This is a genomic window from Paenibacillus sp. 3LSP, from assembly GCF_032465655.1.
GTDB classification, from domain to species: Bacteria; Bacillota; Bacilli; order Paenibacillales; family Paenibacillaceae; genus Fontibacillus; species Fontibacillus barengoltzii.
Genome location: NZ_JAWDJI010000047.1, coordinates 1 through 14864, shown reverse-complemented (window position 1 = coordinate 14864; position 14864 = coordinate 1). Strand labels below are relative to the sequence as shown.

Below are 14864 nucleotides of genomic sequence, written 5' to 3'. Positions count from 1 at the left end.
GTCCGCGGCGCGTACGGCCGCGCTCGCCGCTTGCTCTCGCCACGCCCGCTGCGCATGGTGTGCAGCGGCCTCATCGCCGCTGCACTGCTCTTGCTTAGCGTATCCGGGCTCCGCGAAGCGGAGAGCCAGCGGCTGCAACGCCAAGCCTTAGCCCAACCGCCCGAGGCGCACCGGGAGGCGGCGGAGCTGCTTCGGCGTTCGCTGGCCCTTGCCCCGTACCGCACGACGGTACGGTTAGCGCTCGCGGAACGCTCCGCACCACAGGAGGCCGCCTCGCTGCTGCAGGCGGGCCTCCGCTACGAGCCGGAGCGCGCCGAGCTGTGGTTCGCGTTGGGCCAAGCGCTGGCCCAAGCCGATCAGCCCGCCGCTGCTGAAGCGCTGCGGCGAGGCATCGAGCTGGATCCGTACGAACGGGTCAAGCAGACGGCAGCACTGCGAGAGCTATGGGGGCTAGCGCAACGCTTGCAGGCAAGCGGGGGACTGCAACAGGCCGAAGCGGTGGCGTCGGCCGGGGCCGACTTATACGCGCGCTTCCTGCGTTTGGCAGGGAGCGTCGCCGCCAACCCGGCGTTGCGTAACGACCGGGACTTTCGGTTGACGGAAGAAGCCATAACGCTGGGGCGGGAGCTGCAGCAGCAGGCTCACCTTTATACAGGCGATGCCACCTCTATCCCCCAAACGCGGCGCGAAAAGCAGAGGACAACGCTTCGCGATCGACCTCCCACAGCTCTGCCAGCTCAGCGCTGACGGCTTCATCCCACCAATCCGCCAGCAGCTTGCGGTTACTGATGTTTTCACCGATCCACAGCAGGTTGCCAATCACTTTTTTGTAATATAATGCTTCGCCTTCCTTGACTCGGTCCTCCGGAATATATACGCCAAGCCGCTTGATCGTCCGGTACAGCTCTTTGCTGCAGCTGCGGCGGATTTTGCGGGGATTCGGGAGGGAAGTTTGATGTTTCGCCGGGAAGTTTGCCATGGCAGAAGTCGCCTCCTTTTGCTCCAGCATATGCGGGCGGATTTCCCGAAGTCACCGGTGCGGCGAGCTGAAGTAGAACGCATGTCCATGGCTATGATAGAATAGACTGAGATTGGAGGCAGTTTATTGCTGGCTTCAGGACAGAAGTTAACTGGAAAGAGGACGAAGCTGTGGATTGGATATCAAATTTAGTGGGCGTATTATTGGATTGGATACAACAATTAGGGTATATGGGGATTATGCTGGGGCTCATGATCGAGATTATCCCCAGCGAAATCGTGCTGGCCTACGGCGGTTATCTCGTGTATCTCGGACATATTAATTTCATCGGCGCCGTCTTCTTTGGTACAGTAGGCGGTGTCATTGCCCAGTTGTTTATTTACTGGATTGGGCGATATGGCGGCAGGCCGATTTTGGAGAAGTATGGGAAGTATATTCTGATTCAGAAGAAGCATATCGACGCGTCTGAAGCCTGGTTTCAGAAATACGGTCCCGGGGTTATCTTTACGGCGCGGTTTATCCCGGTGGCTCGGCATGCCATTTCCGTTCCTGCAGGGATCGCGAAAATGCCGGTGGGCAAATTCCTGTTGCTGACGACCTTGGCGGTCATTCCGTGGTCCGTGCTGTTCGTATATTTGGGAATGCTGCTCGGTGAACAGTGGCAGCATGTCGACGAGAAAGCAGGCCCCTATATCATGCCAATTTTGCTTGGGGCTTTGGCGCTGTTAATCGTGTACTTGGTCGTCAAATCGTTCAACAACCGGAGAAAAGGCGATGCCTAAGTCGATAACATCCGTAAGAAGCCAGATACCAAACGGATGGGCTTAGTGAATTGGTGATGAACTTAAAGAGAGGAGGCGGAGTAAGCGAAGCGGCCCGTGAGCTTGGTTGTAACGCTTATTCCGAGGGATACATCATGCTGAAAATTGAGAGTTTTTCCTTAGGCCCCTTGCAGACGAATGCGTATTTGTTGCGGGGAGAAGACGAGAACCGTGCGATCATTATCGATCCTGGTTCAAACCCGGGACCGCTGTTGCGCAGAATCGAAGGGTTGGAGATCGAGGCGATTTTGCTTACACATGCTCATTTTGACCATATCGGCGGTTTGGACCAGATTCGGAAGGAGAAGCATTGCCCGGTCTATGTGCATCCGCTGGAAAGCGATTGGTTGACGACCCCGAAGCTGAATGGGTCCTTGATGTGGCCGGAGGTCGGACCGCCCATCTCCACGGATCCGGCAGAATTCGATCTGGCCGAAGGGCAGAAGCTTCACCTGATCGGGCATGAGTTCACCGTACTTCATACGCCGGGGCATTCCCCAGGCAGCGTGAGCTTCCTGTGCGGGGATGATCTTTTTTCAGGGGATGTGTTGTTCCGTCTTGGTGTAGGGCGCACGGATTTACCGGGAGGCCGTGAAGCCGACCTGTTTAATTCGATTCGCGGGAAGCTGTTCCAACTGAAGGATGAAGTCAAAGTGTATCCCGGTCATGGTCCCCAGACGACTATCGGCTACGAACGGCAGAATAATCCGTACGTCTCTTAGAGAGTCGATGAAACCCTAATCATGGCGTTTGTGCAAAAAAAATCGACGAAATAGTACAAAAATAGTGGACAAAAGTGCAACCCTTTGATAGGATATACTTATTAAAACATTGTAACTTTTGCGAAGCACGCAAGCTGCGGAAATGATCCCGGTTTGCGTTCTTTTTTATGCTTTTTTGGGCTTGAACCAATGTCGGCGGGAACGAGATGTACTTCATGAAGCGAATCTGCATAAGCTATTCATATCCGGGATTCCGGGGTAGAACTTGACCAATCTCCGTGTCTTTTAGTAGGATTATATAAAGCAATACAAGTTGATGACTATGCATCCAAATAAATCAGGGAGGTAGACGATGCTTCATTTGGGAGAGAAAATTGTTATCGTCGGTGATGCTTTTGAGCAGAATCTTCCTGTTGGGGAATATGGCTACGTTATTGCTTACGACCGCAATCCGGACAATGCTTTTGACTACGTCATCCGGTCTCCGAAGACGGGGCGGAATTATTTCGTTCCTAAGAGCGATATTGAATCCGAAAGTCGGCTGATCGAGCAGGCAGCGGAACGCGCGACGCAGGAAGCTTTGATCGATTACGCGCTGGCTACGCATAATGAGAAGCTGTTTCGGCAAATCATGAACGGCGAAGACAGCGATGCAGACGGGCAGCAGGAACCAACAAAGGAAGTAATGTCCCAAGCAGAGTTCATTAAACAAGTGAACCTGCGGGCATGGATATGAGGAGTCGGGTTTTACTTGGCTCCTTTTTTGCTGAAAAAGCAGGCACCGATCTGAAGAATCGGTGCCTGCTTGCATCTAAATGATAATTAATCGATCTCTTTGGCGTCTCCGTTGGACCAGGCGCCTGCTCCGTTAATACTTTTGGTATCCTTGGATTTGGATAATTCAATGTAAACAATCTTTCCATTTTCCCGCTCCCAAAATAATATCGCTTCATCTGATGTTCCGCTTACGAGAAGTGCGGGGAATCGATCTCCAATTTGCAAGGAATTTTTTCTTTCTTCGCTAAAAAACGCTTTGTTAAATGAGTCTGCTTCTTCTTCATTCATATACTTTACGAATTGAATATCTACATCGCCAATATTGATTAACTGCCAATCTTGAATCTTGTCTCCCTTGATTTGTTGCAGCTTGTCCTTTCCCTTTTCCCAACTTTTATTTAAGAATTCCAATACTTCAGGTTTAGCAACTTCCGTAAAAGGTTTGTGATCTTTAACCTTTGCCTCCTGCCCCAACACTTCTTTTGTTAGAACTTCTGTTCCAGACTTCTGATCACGAGTTGCCCTCTGTTCCTGTGGGTTGTCGGCAAAAGAGTAGGATGCAAATCCGATAGCCATCATCACAACAGGAAGGAACAAGGCAATCATTTTTTTGGCTTTCATTTTAAATCATCTCCTTATGGCCAATACTCGTTACCACCGAAGTCGTCCCCTTCACCTGAATCCGTCTCACGGTATATGTTATAAGGCATCCAATAACTTGATGAACTGGGATGAGTGCAATATTCCGTTTGGGCTCCAGAGTCCGGATAACCATCGTCCTGTTTAGATCCCCTAAAAACCCCGTTCTCGTAAAGTTCAAAGTAAACTCGAGTATATTCATAGACCGGGGCCCCTGGGGAGTCGCCAGCTGTGACAGTACCTTGAATATAGCTTCGACTGCAACCATAATTAATTCCAGCTGTAAAGTACGAGTTAGCATGTGCGTATGATACTAATGAAAGACATAAAGACAAGGTAAGTAGTGATGTCCCGATAATCCGGTTTCGAAGTTTTTTCATTCACTAGTCTCCTTTCTTTATTAAAAGTAAATTTAGGCTTCAAGTGACAAGTGTATATACCTGAAGAAGTTCAACACTAAGAAAGTAACCTCACCCCTTCTTAATTTTTTCGCAAAAACCAATATATGGTATGTTTACATTTTAGTAGCGTTTTTTTCTGGGTCAAGTCCTATTATTTTCGACATACTTCATGTGACAGGTCACATATCTGATATCGTTTAGAGTATTATATATAAGCTTTATTTAGCCATTAATGTTCTGGCTTTTGTTAGCTGAGGAGGTTCGGCTCCTACGATAATGACGCGCCTAGCTTACCAGTATCCCCCCCTCCTTATAGCTCCTTTCCGCTTTAACGGATTGAATTGAACCGGAATCTACAATATAATTTTATTCAATTGTACAAGCATGGTAGAATGTACGAATAGTGCGGGAACGCATGAGTAAAGGGAGGCATCTAAGCATGAGTATCCAGACGAAGGACGTTGAACACGTGGCGAGACTGGCCCGTTTGCACTTGACCGACGAAGAGCGGGATATGTTTACGGAACAATTAAATGCGATTTTACAATACGCGGAGAAGTTAAACGAACTGAATACAGACGATATCGCACCGACCACGCATGTGCTGCATCTCAGTAACGTCATGCGGGAGGACGAAGTGAAGGAAAGCCTGCCGCCGGAGAAGGTATTCCGCAACGCACCGGAGGAAGAAGACGGTCAGTTTAAGGTTCCGGCCGTATTGGAATAGGTGATCCGCTGAAAAATGAACCCATCGACTAGAACGAACTTGAGAATGACAAAGGAGGAAGCTTAGATTGGCGCTTTTTGATTTGCGTTTACAGGAGATACATAATCGGCTTCACAACAAGGAGTTGTCTGTGACCGAGTTAGTAGGCGAAGCTTTCGCCAGAATCCGCGAATACGACGGGAAGATCGGCGCCTACTTGACGTTGAACGAGGAGGGGGCTCGTGCGGAGGCCGCCCGTTTGGACGCCAAGTTGGCACAGGGGGAAGCCCATGGTCTGCTGTTTGGACTTCCTGTGGGCATCAAAGATAACATGGTGACCGAAGGGTTGCTGACGACATGCGGCAGCCAATTTTTGAAAAATTATGATCCGATTTATGACGCGACTGTAGTTACGAAGCTAAAGGAAGCAGAGGCGGTCACGATCGGCAAGCTGAATATGGACGAGTTCGCGATGGGCGGCTCCAATGAGAATTCCAGCTTCCATCCCGTGCGTAACCCGTGGGATTTAAGCCGTGTACCCGGCGGTTCCAGCGGGGGTTCGGCAGCCGCCGTCGCTGCAGGTGAGGCTTTCTTTACGCTGGGGTCGGATACTGGCGGTTCCATCCGTCAGCCCGCATCGTATTGCGGTGTTGTTGGTCTGAAGCCGACCTATGGCCGGGTATCGCGCTACGGCCTCGTGGCATTTGCTTCTTCGCTCGATCAAATCGGGCCGATTACGAAAAACGTCGAAGACGCTGCCTATGTTCTGCAGGCGATCGCCGGTCACGATCCGAAGGACTCCACCTCGGCGAATGTGGAGGTGCCGGATTATTTGAGCGCCCTCACCGGTGATATTTCCGGGCTGCGCATCGCTGTACCGAAGGAATATTTGGATGGCGTTGACCCGCAGGTGAAGGCTGCCATTATGGATGCGTTGCGCGTGCTTGAAGGCCTTGGCGCGGTATGGGAAGAAGTATCGCTGCCGCATACGGAATACGCGGTGGCTGCTTATTATCTGCTGGCGTCCTCGGAGGCCTCGTCGAACCTGTCGCGTTTCGACGGCGTTCGTTACGGCGTCCGTGCCGACAATGCCGGCAACCTGCTCGACTTGTACTACGATTCGCGCAGCCAGGGCTTCGGACCGGAAGTGAAGCGCCGGATTATGCTGGGGACCTATGCGCTGAGCTCGGGGTATTATGACGCCTACTATTTGAAGGCGCAAAAGGTCAGAACGCTGATCAAACAAGATTTCGATCAGACCTTTGACAAATATGACGTGATCCTTGGGCCAACGGCTCCAACGACGGCGTTCCCGCTGGGCTCGCAAGTTGACGATCCGCTCACGATGTATTTAAACGATATTTTGACGATTCCGGTGAGCTTGGCCGGGGTTCCCGCCATCAGCGTGCCGTGTGGATTTGCCGAAGGTCTGCCGGTTGGACTGCAAATTATCGGCAAGCCGTTCGACGAAAGTACGGTATTGCGCGTGGCTCACGCCTTTGAAGCGAATACGGATCATCATCAACAACGTCCCGCCTTGTAGGTTCATAACAAAAGTTTTGCAGGAGGATAGGCCATGTCAACATCCAAATATGAAACGGTAATTGGGTTGGAGGTGCACGTGGAGCTGCATACGAAATCGAAAATTTTCTGCGGCTGCTCCACGGAGTTCGGCGCCCCGCCTAATACGCATACCTGCCCGGTGTGCCTGGGGCATCCCGGCGTATTGCCGGTGCTGAACCGCCAGGCCGTCGACTACGCGATGAAGGCCGCAATGGCGCTGAATTGTGAAATCGGCGATGTCTGCAAGTTTGACCGGAAGAACTATTTCTACCCCGATTCGCCTAAAGCGTATCAGATTTCCCAATACGATCAACCGATCGGCAAGAACGGATACATCGATATCGAGGTGGACGGGAAGACGAAACGGATCGGCATCACCCGTCTGCATCTGGAGGAGGACGCTGGCAAGCTGACGCACGTGGACGGCGGGTACGCTTCGCTGGTGGACTTCAACCGTGTAGGCACGCCGCTTGTGGAAATCGTGTCCGAGCCGGACATTTCTTCGCCGGAGGAAGCGCGCGCGTATCTGGAGAAGCTGCGGGCGATCATGCTGTACTGCGAGGTTTCCGACGTGAAAATGGAGGAAGGCTCGATGCGCTGCGACGCTAACATCAGCTTGCGCCCGTGGGGTCAGAAGGAGTTTGGCACGCGTGCCGAGCTCAAGAACATGAACTCGTTCCGCGGCGTGGTTCGCGGGCTGGAGTATGAACAGCTTCGCCAGGCTGAGATTTTGGACGAAGGCGGAGAGGTTGAACAGGAGACGCGCCGCTGGGACGAAACCCAAGGTAAAACGTTCTCGATGCGCGGCAAGGAAGAAGCCCACGATTATCGCTACTTCCCGGATCCCGACCTGGTTACTCTTCACATTGATCAGGAGTGGAAAGACCGGATTCGCGCGTCGATTCCGGAGCTGCCGGATGCCCGGAAAGCTCGTTACACTTCGGAGTACGGCTTGCCGGAGTACGATGCTGGCGTCATTACGTCCTCCAAAGCGCTGGCGGACTTGTTCGAAAGCAGCCTTGAGTATACGAAGGACGCCAAAGCGGTGTCGAACTGGATCATGGGGGATCTGCTCGGCTACCTGAACAGCAATTCACTGGAATTGTCCGACGTGAAGCTGACCGGACAAGGTCTAGGTGAGATGATCGGCCTGCTGGAGAAAGGCACGATCAGCTCCAAGATCGCCAAAACGGTATTTAAAGAAATGCTGCAAAGCGGCAAGTTGCCGCAGCAGATCGTTGAGGAGCAAGGGCTTGTGCAAATCAGCGACGAAGGGGCGATTATGGCGATCGTTCAAGAAGTCGTTGCGAACAACCCGGCCTCCGTGGAGGATTACAAAGCAGGCAAGGAGAAGGCCATTGGCTTCCTTGTCGGCCAAGTCATGAAGCAAAGTAAAGGGAAAGCCAACCCGGGGCTGGTCAACAAGCTGCTGGTCGAAGTGCTGAAAGGCTAGGGCCAGCTGGTGATCAAGCAACTCTCATTGAGTGACACCGATATTGTGGAACAACTCTGGAGCTTGCAGCATTCGGCTTACCGACTGGAGGCACAGGCGGTTGGCCTAACGGAGATGCCGCCGTTGCCAGATACGTTTGATTCCATCCGCTCAAGCAGCGATGTGTTCTTTGGTGAACTATCGGAGGATGGGGAGCTGCTGGGGGCGATCGCCGTTCGAGATGAGATGCCGGGGGCCTTAGAGATCACTCGATTGATGGTTCAACCGAACCATTTGCGGCAAGGAATTGGAGCCAAGCTGTTGCACTACGTCCTGACTCACCATCTGGACAAGCAAGAGTTTACCGTAACGGCCAGTCCGCAGAACGCCCCTGCGGTTGCGCTGTACCGCAAGTTTGGCTTCCGTCCGGTGCGGTCTGTCCAATCTGCTGCAGGCGTAGAATTGATGATCTATCGACTGAACCAGTAAAGAGATTCAAGCACGCTTTCAAACCAGATGGCTGAGGTTTGAGGGCGTGCTTTTTGATTGATTGGAGACCAGTTCCTTCCACGTTACAGAATTAGTCAGTATCGGTTATGATTAAAGAAACGGGAAATCCGCGCTGGATGAAGCCCAACAGAGATAGAAAAGAGGTGGGGGAAATGACGCCGGATATGGTGCCGATCGGACAGCCGCCGATACAAGGGCGGACGAAAGGATATCAGCCCCGGCGGCGCAAGCGCAAGCTGATTGCCGGTCTGTTGTCCGCCCTGTTTCCGGGGATGGGACATTTGTACTTGCGCAGTTATTTACGCGGCCTTTGCTTTATGTATTTTGTCTTGATCGATGCTTCCGCATTGATTTATTTCTCATCCGTCCGCATGGCGATTAATGTGCCGCTTCTCCTATGGCTTGGCTTGTTAATTCCCGCGGCTTACTTCTTTAGCATTTATGATGTCCTTCAATCTACGGATGCCCATAATGCCCGTCTGAAAAAAGAGCTCGAAGCGAGTCAAACCCCATCCACGGACACACCGTCCGGCCGAAGCTTCAAGCAGGGTCTCGGAGCGGGAGCGCTGCTGATCGGCGGCGGGGCCATTTTGATTGTACTTCAGATGAAGCCGTATTGGCTCCAGCTGCTGGTGCAATACGCCGGAGCGTATCTAGTCTCTGCTGCGCTGGCGTTGACCGCGCTGCTGCTAATCCTGCGCGAATCGCAACGTCTCTTCCTGCGTTCCGGACGCTTTACTGCCGCCGTGGTCCTGCTGACAACCGCGGGAATTTTGCTGCACGATGCGATGAAGGATGGAGATCTGTTGCTGCAGTTGATCCGATGGTGGCCATTCGTGTTCGTTTTGTGGGGAATCGAGCATATTATAATATTGGTTTGGAAACGAATGAGAGCCATGCAAGTCAGATTTCGCCCGCGCGTTGATGTGAAGGGGCTGTTCTTGTCCATGTTCATGGCCTTCTCGGTATTTGCTATTACGCAGCAAGATCAATACATGCACTTATGGAACCGGGTCAGTCTCGATTTGACGGCTGCAGGGGCGGAATATAGCGCACAGGAAGGTTATCGTGTGGAGAAACCCCAGTTGGATCTTCCCATCGACTTGGATACCGAACGGATCGTTTTTGACGGAATGAATGGAGATATCGAGGTGCGTAAGGCGGAGATCGACCATGTCATCGTCCGCTATACGGTATGGATCGATCAACTGGAGTATGAACCCGCTCGCAAAATTGCGGCAGTCACGTCTATCGAAGCCGCTATCGGCAAGACGTTGAATTTATCCGTCAAGGATAAGGCTTACGGCGAGACTGGCCGTCGTCATCCGAAGGTGAACGTAACCCTGATTGTTCCGCAAAACCGATTCTTGGATTTGGACATTTCCACCTCCAACGGGAAAATTACATTAACCGGTGTCCAAGCGATGAAGCAGGTGAAGCTGCAAACAGGGAATGGGAACTTACGGTTATGGAATGTCATTGGGGATGTTTCGGCCAAAACGTTAAACGGGGACGTTGAGCTGTATCGGATCTTTGGTGAAGCCGAGATTGATACGCAAGGCGGAAATATCAAAGGCCGGGGCATTACGGGCAAGGTCGCCTTGTCCACCCTGGTAGGCGATATTACATTAACCGAAGCTCAGGATGACATTCAACTGCATACGAAAAACGGCAATATCCGGGTCGACGGCGTTCCGCTGGGACTGAAGGCCGAATCGCTTAACGGCAAAATCGACATTACCTCCCGGATCGTTGGCGGCGATTGGGACGTTTACAGCGCGGTTGGCGAGTTGCGAGTCGAGCTTCCGGAAGAAGGGAATTATAAGCTTGAGGGTTCGAGCGGATACGGTGATATTTTTACCGAACTGCCTTTTGTGGTGGATCACAAGGAAATTCATGGTACACTCGGAACCGGTGAGTTCAAGCTCAAGGTCGATGGCAACAGTGACCTGTATGTGAATAAAAGCTGAACACCGGCGACAAGCCAAGTTGCAGGCGTTGATCCTGCGTTGACAAAAGTTTTGACCTAACCGTACAATAATCTTACGGACTTTTTTGCATAATGAACCATAAGGAATGAGCATTTAGAAGGCGGTGGACGAGATGACAACGCGCGTACAGCATGCCCTGGACCAACTGAAGAACAATGGAGTCCGCATTACGCCGCAGCGTCACGCCATACTTACGTATCTGATGGAATCGATGAGCCATCCGACCGCGGACGAGATTTACCGGTCCTTGGAGCCCCGCTTCCCGAACATGAGCGTAGCTACGGTATACAATAATTTGAAAATGTTGATTGAAGCCGGCATGGTCCGGGAGTTAACATATGGGGACAATTCGAGCCGTTTTGATGCGGACGTGTCCAATCATTATCACGTGATATGCGAGAAATGCGGAAAAATTGAGGATTTCATGTACCCTAGCTTGGAAGAAGTCGAGCGCCAGGCCGAAGAAGCCACCGGCTTTGAGATTCACGGCCATCGGCTGGAATTGCATGGGGTATGTAAAGAGTGCCGTATGAAGCACTAAGACAGTTTTATTTGGTGAGATGTAGATCAAACGTGTGGAATACCTTCGCGGATTCTTCACGTTTTTGTTTTTTGTAGGTAACTTTCGGCGCACTTTATAAGTTTATTATTTAGTAGACAGAGATTTCGATACGGAGGGTTGTCCTTGAAGAGTAGAAGAGACGTGTATCAAAGGAAAAAGAAGCGAGGCAGGAGAAAAACGAAATGGTTTTTCGGCCTGATTCTTATTATAGCAGGGCTTTATTGGGCTCAATCGGAATGGCTGCCCAACCGCGAGCATGTGGATCCTGAATGGCTTGGCCGGGTGGATAAGCCTATTTTTGCGGATGGACAATTGCTAAGTGGCACCGGGATCGGATCGGGAGATAGCTTGAAGCTCCCGCTTCCGGTGATTCAGCAGATTATCGACCCGACGATTCGTTATGAGGAAGATACGAAGTCAGTGATCTTAACGACGCCGCAGAAGTTGGTTCTGCTCAAGGCCGACGAGAAGATCGCCAAAATCAATAATAAGCCGAAGGAGCTGCGCTTTGCTCCGGAGGAGAAGGAGGGCGTCCTCTATCTTCCGGCCCATCTGCTTCAGGACTTGTACGGGGCAGAGGTGAAAGAGGACGCGGCTTCCGGCGTTGTTCTGCTCTATCGGGCGGGAGAGAAGATTTTGCCGGCTGTGGTAGACTCCGGTTCCAGCAAAAAGGACAGCACTGTTCCGCTGCGAACAGGCCCTAGCATTCATCAGCCGATTCTGGCGGATATGCCGGAGGAGACTGCGCTGCGGATCCTGGAGACCCCCGATGATAAATGGTATTATGTTCAGCTAAATAACGGGTATACCGGCTATGTTCAGAGAAAGGACGTTGTATTAGGAGAGGAACATGCCATCCCGGAACTCAAGCTGGAGCTATCCGCCGCCAAACAGAAATGGCAGTCCAAAACGGTGAATATGACCTGGGAAGCTGTATATCAGGTGGCACCCAAGCCGTCTTCCATCGGTAAGCTGCCGGGCATCAACGTTGTGAGTCCTACTTGGTTTTCCATGGTGGACGGGAAGGGCAACGTGAAGAGTAAAGCAGACCCAGCCTACGTCAAATGGGCTCATGGTCAGGGGATGCAGGTTTGGGGCTTGTTCAATAACAGCTTTGATCCGGATCTCACTTCCGAGGCGTTGGCCAGCTTCGAGAACCGGCTAACGACGATTCTGCAAATGCTGTATTACGCGAAGTTGTATGATTTAGACGGCATTAATATCGATTATGAAAATGTCTACACCAAGGACGGAGAGAATCTCACCCAGTTTATGCGTGAGCTGCGCCCATTGGCTGAGGAGCAGGGCTTGATCGTTTCGATTGACGTGACCCCGAAATCTAACAGTGAGATGTGGTCGGCCTTTTTGGACCGCCGGGCCTTGGCTGAAGTGGTCGATTACCTCGTATTGATGGCTTACGATGAGCATTGGGCGGCCAGTCCGGTGGCGGGCTCCGTCGCCTCATTGCCTTGGGTGCGCTCATCGGTGACACGGATATTGGAAGAGGATGATGTGCCGCCGAGTAAGCTGATCCTGGGCATCCCTTTGTATACCCGGGTATGGACGGAAACGGTGAAGGACGGCAAAACGGAGGTCAGTTCTAAAGCTATTGGGATGGACAAGGTTCAGCAAATCATCGCCGAGAAGAAATTAAAACCGCGCTTCTCTGAAGAAACGGAACAGAATTACGTGGAGTATAAGGACAAAGAAGGATTGCACCGCATATGGCTGGAGGATGCTGAATCGTTAAAACGCCGTGTGGAAGTGGCCAAATCGATGAAACTGGCTGGCATCGCCACCTGGACACGGGCGTTTGCTTCCGACGAAGCTTGGGAGACCCTTCGGGAAATTGTAAAATAGACTGCAAAAAACCAAGCGGACCGCTGCTTTAGATGCAGCGGTCCGCTTGGCTTCTTTTTATCCAATGAGGATAGAATGACATTTAACTGGTGGTTGAAGCTCCGGTTGTTTGCTGTTGCTCCAATTCCTCGGCCGTGATCGTCGCCTGCGACGGGTCGAGGGTGAGGATGGTCTTACAGAACATGCAGCGATCTGTTTTGCCTAGCATTTTGGTCAGCTTGTGACATTCCGGGCATTCCAGCTGCACTGCTGACGTGGACAACATGCCCGCCCAAAAATAAATGGCCAAGCTCGCGAGCATCGAGACCAAGCCGATGGCTAGTCCGATGGCAGCGATCGCTCTGCCGGCAGGGCCCCAGAATACAATCCCGGCGGTTCCCAGTACCATTAGGCCCATCCCAAGCATGGTGAGCAACAAGCCCCATAAACGAAATTCATTGATTTTGCTTGATTTGAAGAACATTGGGCCACCTCGTTTCTATAACTCTGCAAGGGGAGCGTTTCCCCACTTTTTCCAAGTGCTCCAAAAACAAAGAAGGAAACTTAGATTAGGCGTAGAACTATATTATAACGAATTGGCAGGAATACGCCAAGCTGGGAGGGTATCCGTGGAAACAACCATTTTTTCGATCTTAGACGAGGAGAAAGCCGGACATGGAGCCATTGGGGCGGTTGGGTATCACCTGGACCAAGCCGGCTTCCACGACTCGCTGTTGCATGATTTCGAATATCTCATTATGGTTGTGCACCATGGCTTGGAGGAGAAGGAACAGCGTATTGAGCACGGTATGAGCGGAAACTCGGCTTATCAGCTGCTGCATGTGGGCACCCGCGAAATCGAACTAGGCATATTGACCGGTGATCAGCGGGATTCGGTGAAATATTTTCTGCACGGCGAGATCATTTGGGACATCGATGGGAAGTTGACGACTTTCCGCTCCTATATCAACAAATTTGGTGATTCCATGAAGGAACGGCGGAAGCTTAAGGAATTTGCCAAATTTCTCAAAGTCTATGGGGAAGCCAAACGGTATACGGCTGAGCAGGACTTGCTGGACGCGTACTACTGCGTGCTGCAGGCGTTAAAGCATTATGCTCGCCTTGAATTGATCGAGCAGGGGATTTTGCCGGAAAGCAGCGTGTGGGAACAGGTTCGCCCTTTGAATTCGGTCGTCAATAAGTTGTTTGACGAGTTGACGGAAAATTCAGAAACGTTGGAGCAACGCATCCAGCTCGTCCTGTTGGCTTGCGAATTTACACTCGCCAGCAAGATGGCCGATTGTTGTGAACTGCTCTTAAGGATTCTGGGCAGCCGTAAGGAAGCATGGAGTATTCAGGAGTTAGTACAGAACCCTGAGCTCGAACATGTGAGAGATGAGCTTCCGTTATTACTTCGCAAGTTGGTGGCCCGTTCCTTGGCGCAGGAAATCACCAAAGCTCATAAGGAAGGCGCAGGCGAGCGCCGGGAATTGCGATACAGAGCCTGATTGCGGCGTTCTGAACACTTCCAAAATATACCTTGGACAAACCTATTGACGCGCCCAGCGAGGATATGATAAATTATATCTCGCCCCTAAAAAAGGCAATGAAGTTTTGAAGCTGAAATCGGCACTGGCCGAAAGGTTTTTTAAAAAAAACTTCTTGACTTAATCGAGGCAAACATGATATATTATAAAGGTCGCTGCTGAAACAAAGAACGGCGACGAAATGAAAGTTTGATCTTTGAAAACTGAACAACGAGTGAGTAATAAATTGAGATTAAAGGATGAATTTCAAACCGGTGTACTTCGGCCTTGAAATTCGATCCGATCTCGTCAGTTTTTTCTAAATGAGCAAGTCAAACACTACTTTATTGGAGAGTTTGATCCTGGCTCAGGACGAACGCTGGCGGCGTGCCTAAT

15 protein-coding genes are annotated in these 14864 nt (G+C 51.3%); 11 read left to right on the top strand and 4 right to left on the bottom strand.

All coding sequences use genetic code 11. From position 1 onward, the window contains the following. Positions 1-519: 519 nt before the first annotated feature. Both RW092_RS02625 and RW092_RS02620 read right to left on the bottom strand, forming a co-directional pair. The gene (locus RW092_RS02625; protein WP_157273561.1) at positions 520-678 is read right to left on the bottom strand and encodes a hypothetical protein; all 159 of its coding nucleotides are present in this window, start codon (positions 676-678) and stop codon (positions 520-522) included. Continuing rightward, positions 668-979 carry a hypothetical protein gene (locus tag RW092_RS02620; protein ID WP_016310864.1) on the bottom strand — a complete coding sequence of 104 codons (312 nt, stop codon included), beginning with the start codon at positions 977-979 and terminating at the stop codon, positions 668-670. The genes RW092_RS02625 and RW092_RS02620 overlap by 11 nt, the downstream gene beginning before the upstream one ends. 170 nt (positions 980-1149) lie before the next feature. On the opposite strand from RW092_RS02620, the gene uptA reads away from it, so the two are divergent. The 3 genes from uptA (at position 1150) to RW092_RS02605 (ending at position 3258) form a co-directional block, all read left to right on the top strand. After that, positions 1150-1761 carry an undecaprenyl phosphate transporter UptA gene (gene uptA, locus RW092_RS02615; RefSeq protein ID WP_316009433.1) on the top strand — a complete coding sequence of 204 codons (612 nt, stop codon included), beginning with the start codon at positions 1150-1152 and terminating at the stop codon, positions 1759-1761. Positions 1762-1892: 131 nt separating this feature from the next. Beyond that, positions 1893-2522 carry an MBL fold metallo-hydrolase gene (locus tag RW092_RS02610; protein ID WP_028539779.1) on the top strand — a complete coding sequence of 210 codons (630 nt, stop codon included), beginning with the start codon at positions 1893-1895 and terminating at the stop codon, positions 2520-2522. A 352-nt stretch (positions 2523-2874) separates the two neighbouring features. Then, the gene (locus RW092_RS02605; protein ID WP_009227101.1) at positions 2875-3258 is read left to right on the top strand and encodes a hypothetical protein; all 384 of its coding nucleotides are present in this window, start codon (positions 2875-2877) and stop codon (positions 3256-3258) included. Between the two features lie 86 nt (positions 3259-3344). On the opposite strand, the gene RW092_RS02600 is transcribed toward RW092_RS02605, so the two are convergent. Then, positions 3345-3920, bottom strand: a complete 576-nt coding sequence (locus tag RW092_RS02600) for a hypothetical protein (RefSeq protein WP_316009432.1) — start codon at positions 3918-3920, stop codon at positions 3345-3347. Positions 3921-4778: 858 nt separating this feature from the next. Here RW092_RS02600 and gatC point away from each other — a divergent pair. The 7 genes from gatC (at position 4779) to RW092_RS02565 (ending at position 12963) form a co-directional block, all read left to right on the top strand. Further along, a complete protein-coding gene (gatC, locus tag RW092_RS02595) occupies positions 4779-5066 on the top strand; it encodes an Asp-tRNA(Asn)/Glu-tRNA(Gln) amidotransferase subunit GatC (protein WP_009227102.1) in 288 nt (95 codons plus the stop codon). A 67-nt stretch (positions 5067-5133) separates the two neighbouring features. Next, positions 5134-6588 carry an Asp-tRNA(Asn)/Glu-tRNA(Gln) amidotransferase subunit GatA gene (gene gatA, locus RW092_RS02590; protein WP_016310868.1) on the top strand — a complete coding sequence of 485 codons (1455 nt, stop codon included), beginning with the start codon at positions 5134-5136 and terminating at the stop codon, positions 6586-6588. A gap of 33 nt (positions 6589-6621) precedes the next feature. Beyond that, positions 6622-8061, top strand: a complete 1440-nt coding sequence (gene gatB, locus RW092_RS02585; RefSeq protein ID WP_016310869.1) for an Asp-tRNA(Asn)/Glu-tRNA(Gln) amidotransferase subunit GatB — start codon at positions 6622-6624, stop codon at positions 8059-8061. A 27-nt stretch (positions 8062-8088) separates the two neighbouring features. Then, complete coding sequence (locus RW092_RS02580) at positions 8089-8529, top strand: GNAT family N-acetyltransferase (protein ID WP_406879767.1); 441 nt, start codon at positions 8089-8091, stop codon at positions 8527-8529. A 137-nt stretch (positions 8530-8666) separates the two neighbouring features. Beyond that, positions 8667-10520: a DUF4097 family beta strand repeat-containing protein gene (locus tag RW092_RS02575; protein WP_316009431.1), complete on the top strand. Its 1854-nt coding sequence runs from the start codon at positions 8667-8669 to the stop codon at positions 10518-10520. Positions 10521-10653: 133 nt separating this feature from the next. Continuing rightward, complete coding sequence (locus tag RW092_RS02570) at positions 10654-11082, top strand: Fur family transcriptional regulator (protein WP_016310872.1); 429 nt, start codon at positions 10654-10656, stop codon at positions 11080-11082. 144 nt (positions 11083-11226) lie between these two features. After that, positions 11227-12963, top strand: a complete 1737-nt coding sequence (locus RW092_RS02565) for a glycosyl hydrolase family 18 protein (RefSeq protein ID WP_316009430.1) — start codon at positions 11227-11229, stop codon at positions 12961-12963. Between the two features lie 82 nt (positions 12964-13045). Here the strand turns inward: RW092_RS02565 and RW092_RS02560 are convergent, their stop codons facing one another. Beyond that, complete coding sequence (locus RW092_RS02560) at positions 13046-13426, bottom strand: DUF2614 family zinc ribbon-containing protein (RefSeq protein WP_009227109.1); 381 nt, start codon at positions 13424-13426, stop codon at positions 13046-13048. 145 nt (positions 13427-13571) lie between these two features. On the opposite strand from RW092_RS02560, the gene RW092_RS02555 reads away from it, so the two are divergent. Beyond that, entirely contained in the window at positions 13572-14450 is an 879-nt protein-coding gene (locus tag RW092_RS02555) for a nucleotidyltransferase-like protein (RefSeq protein ID WP_028539782.1), read from the top strand. The last annotated feature ends 414 nt before the right edge of the window (positions 14451-14864 follow it).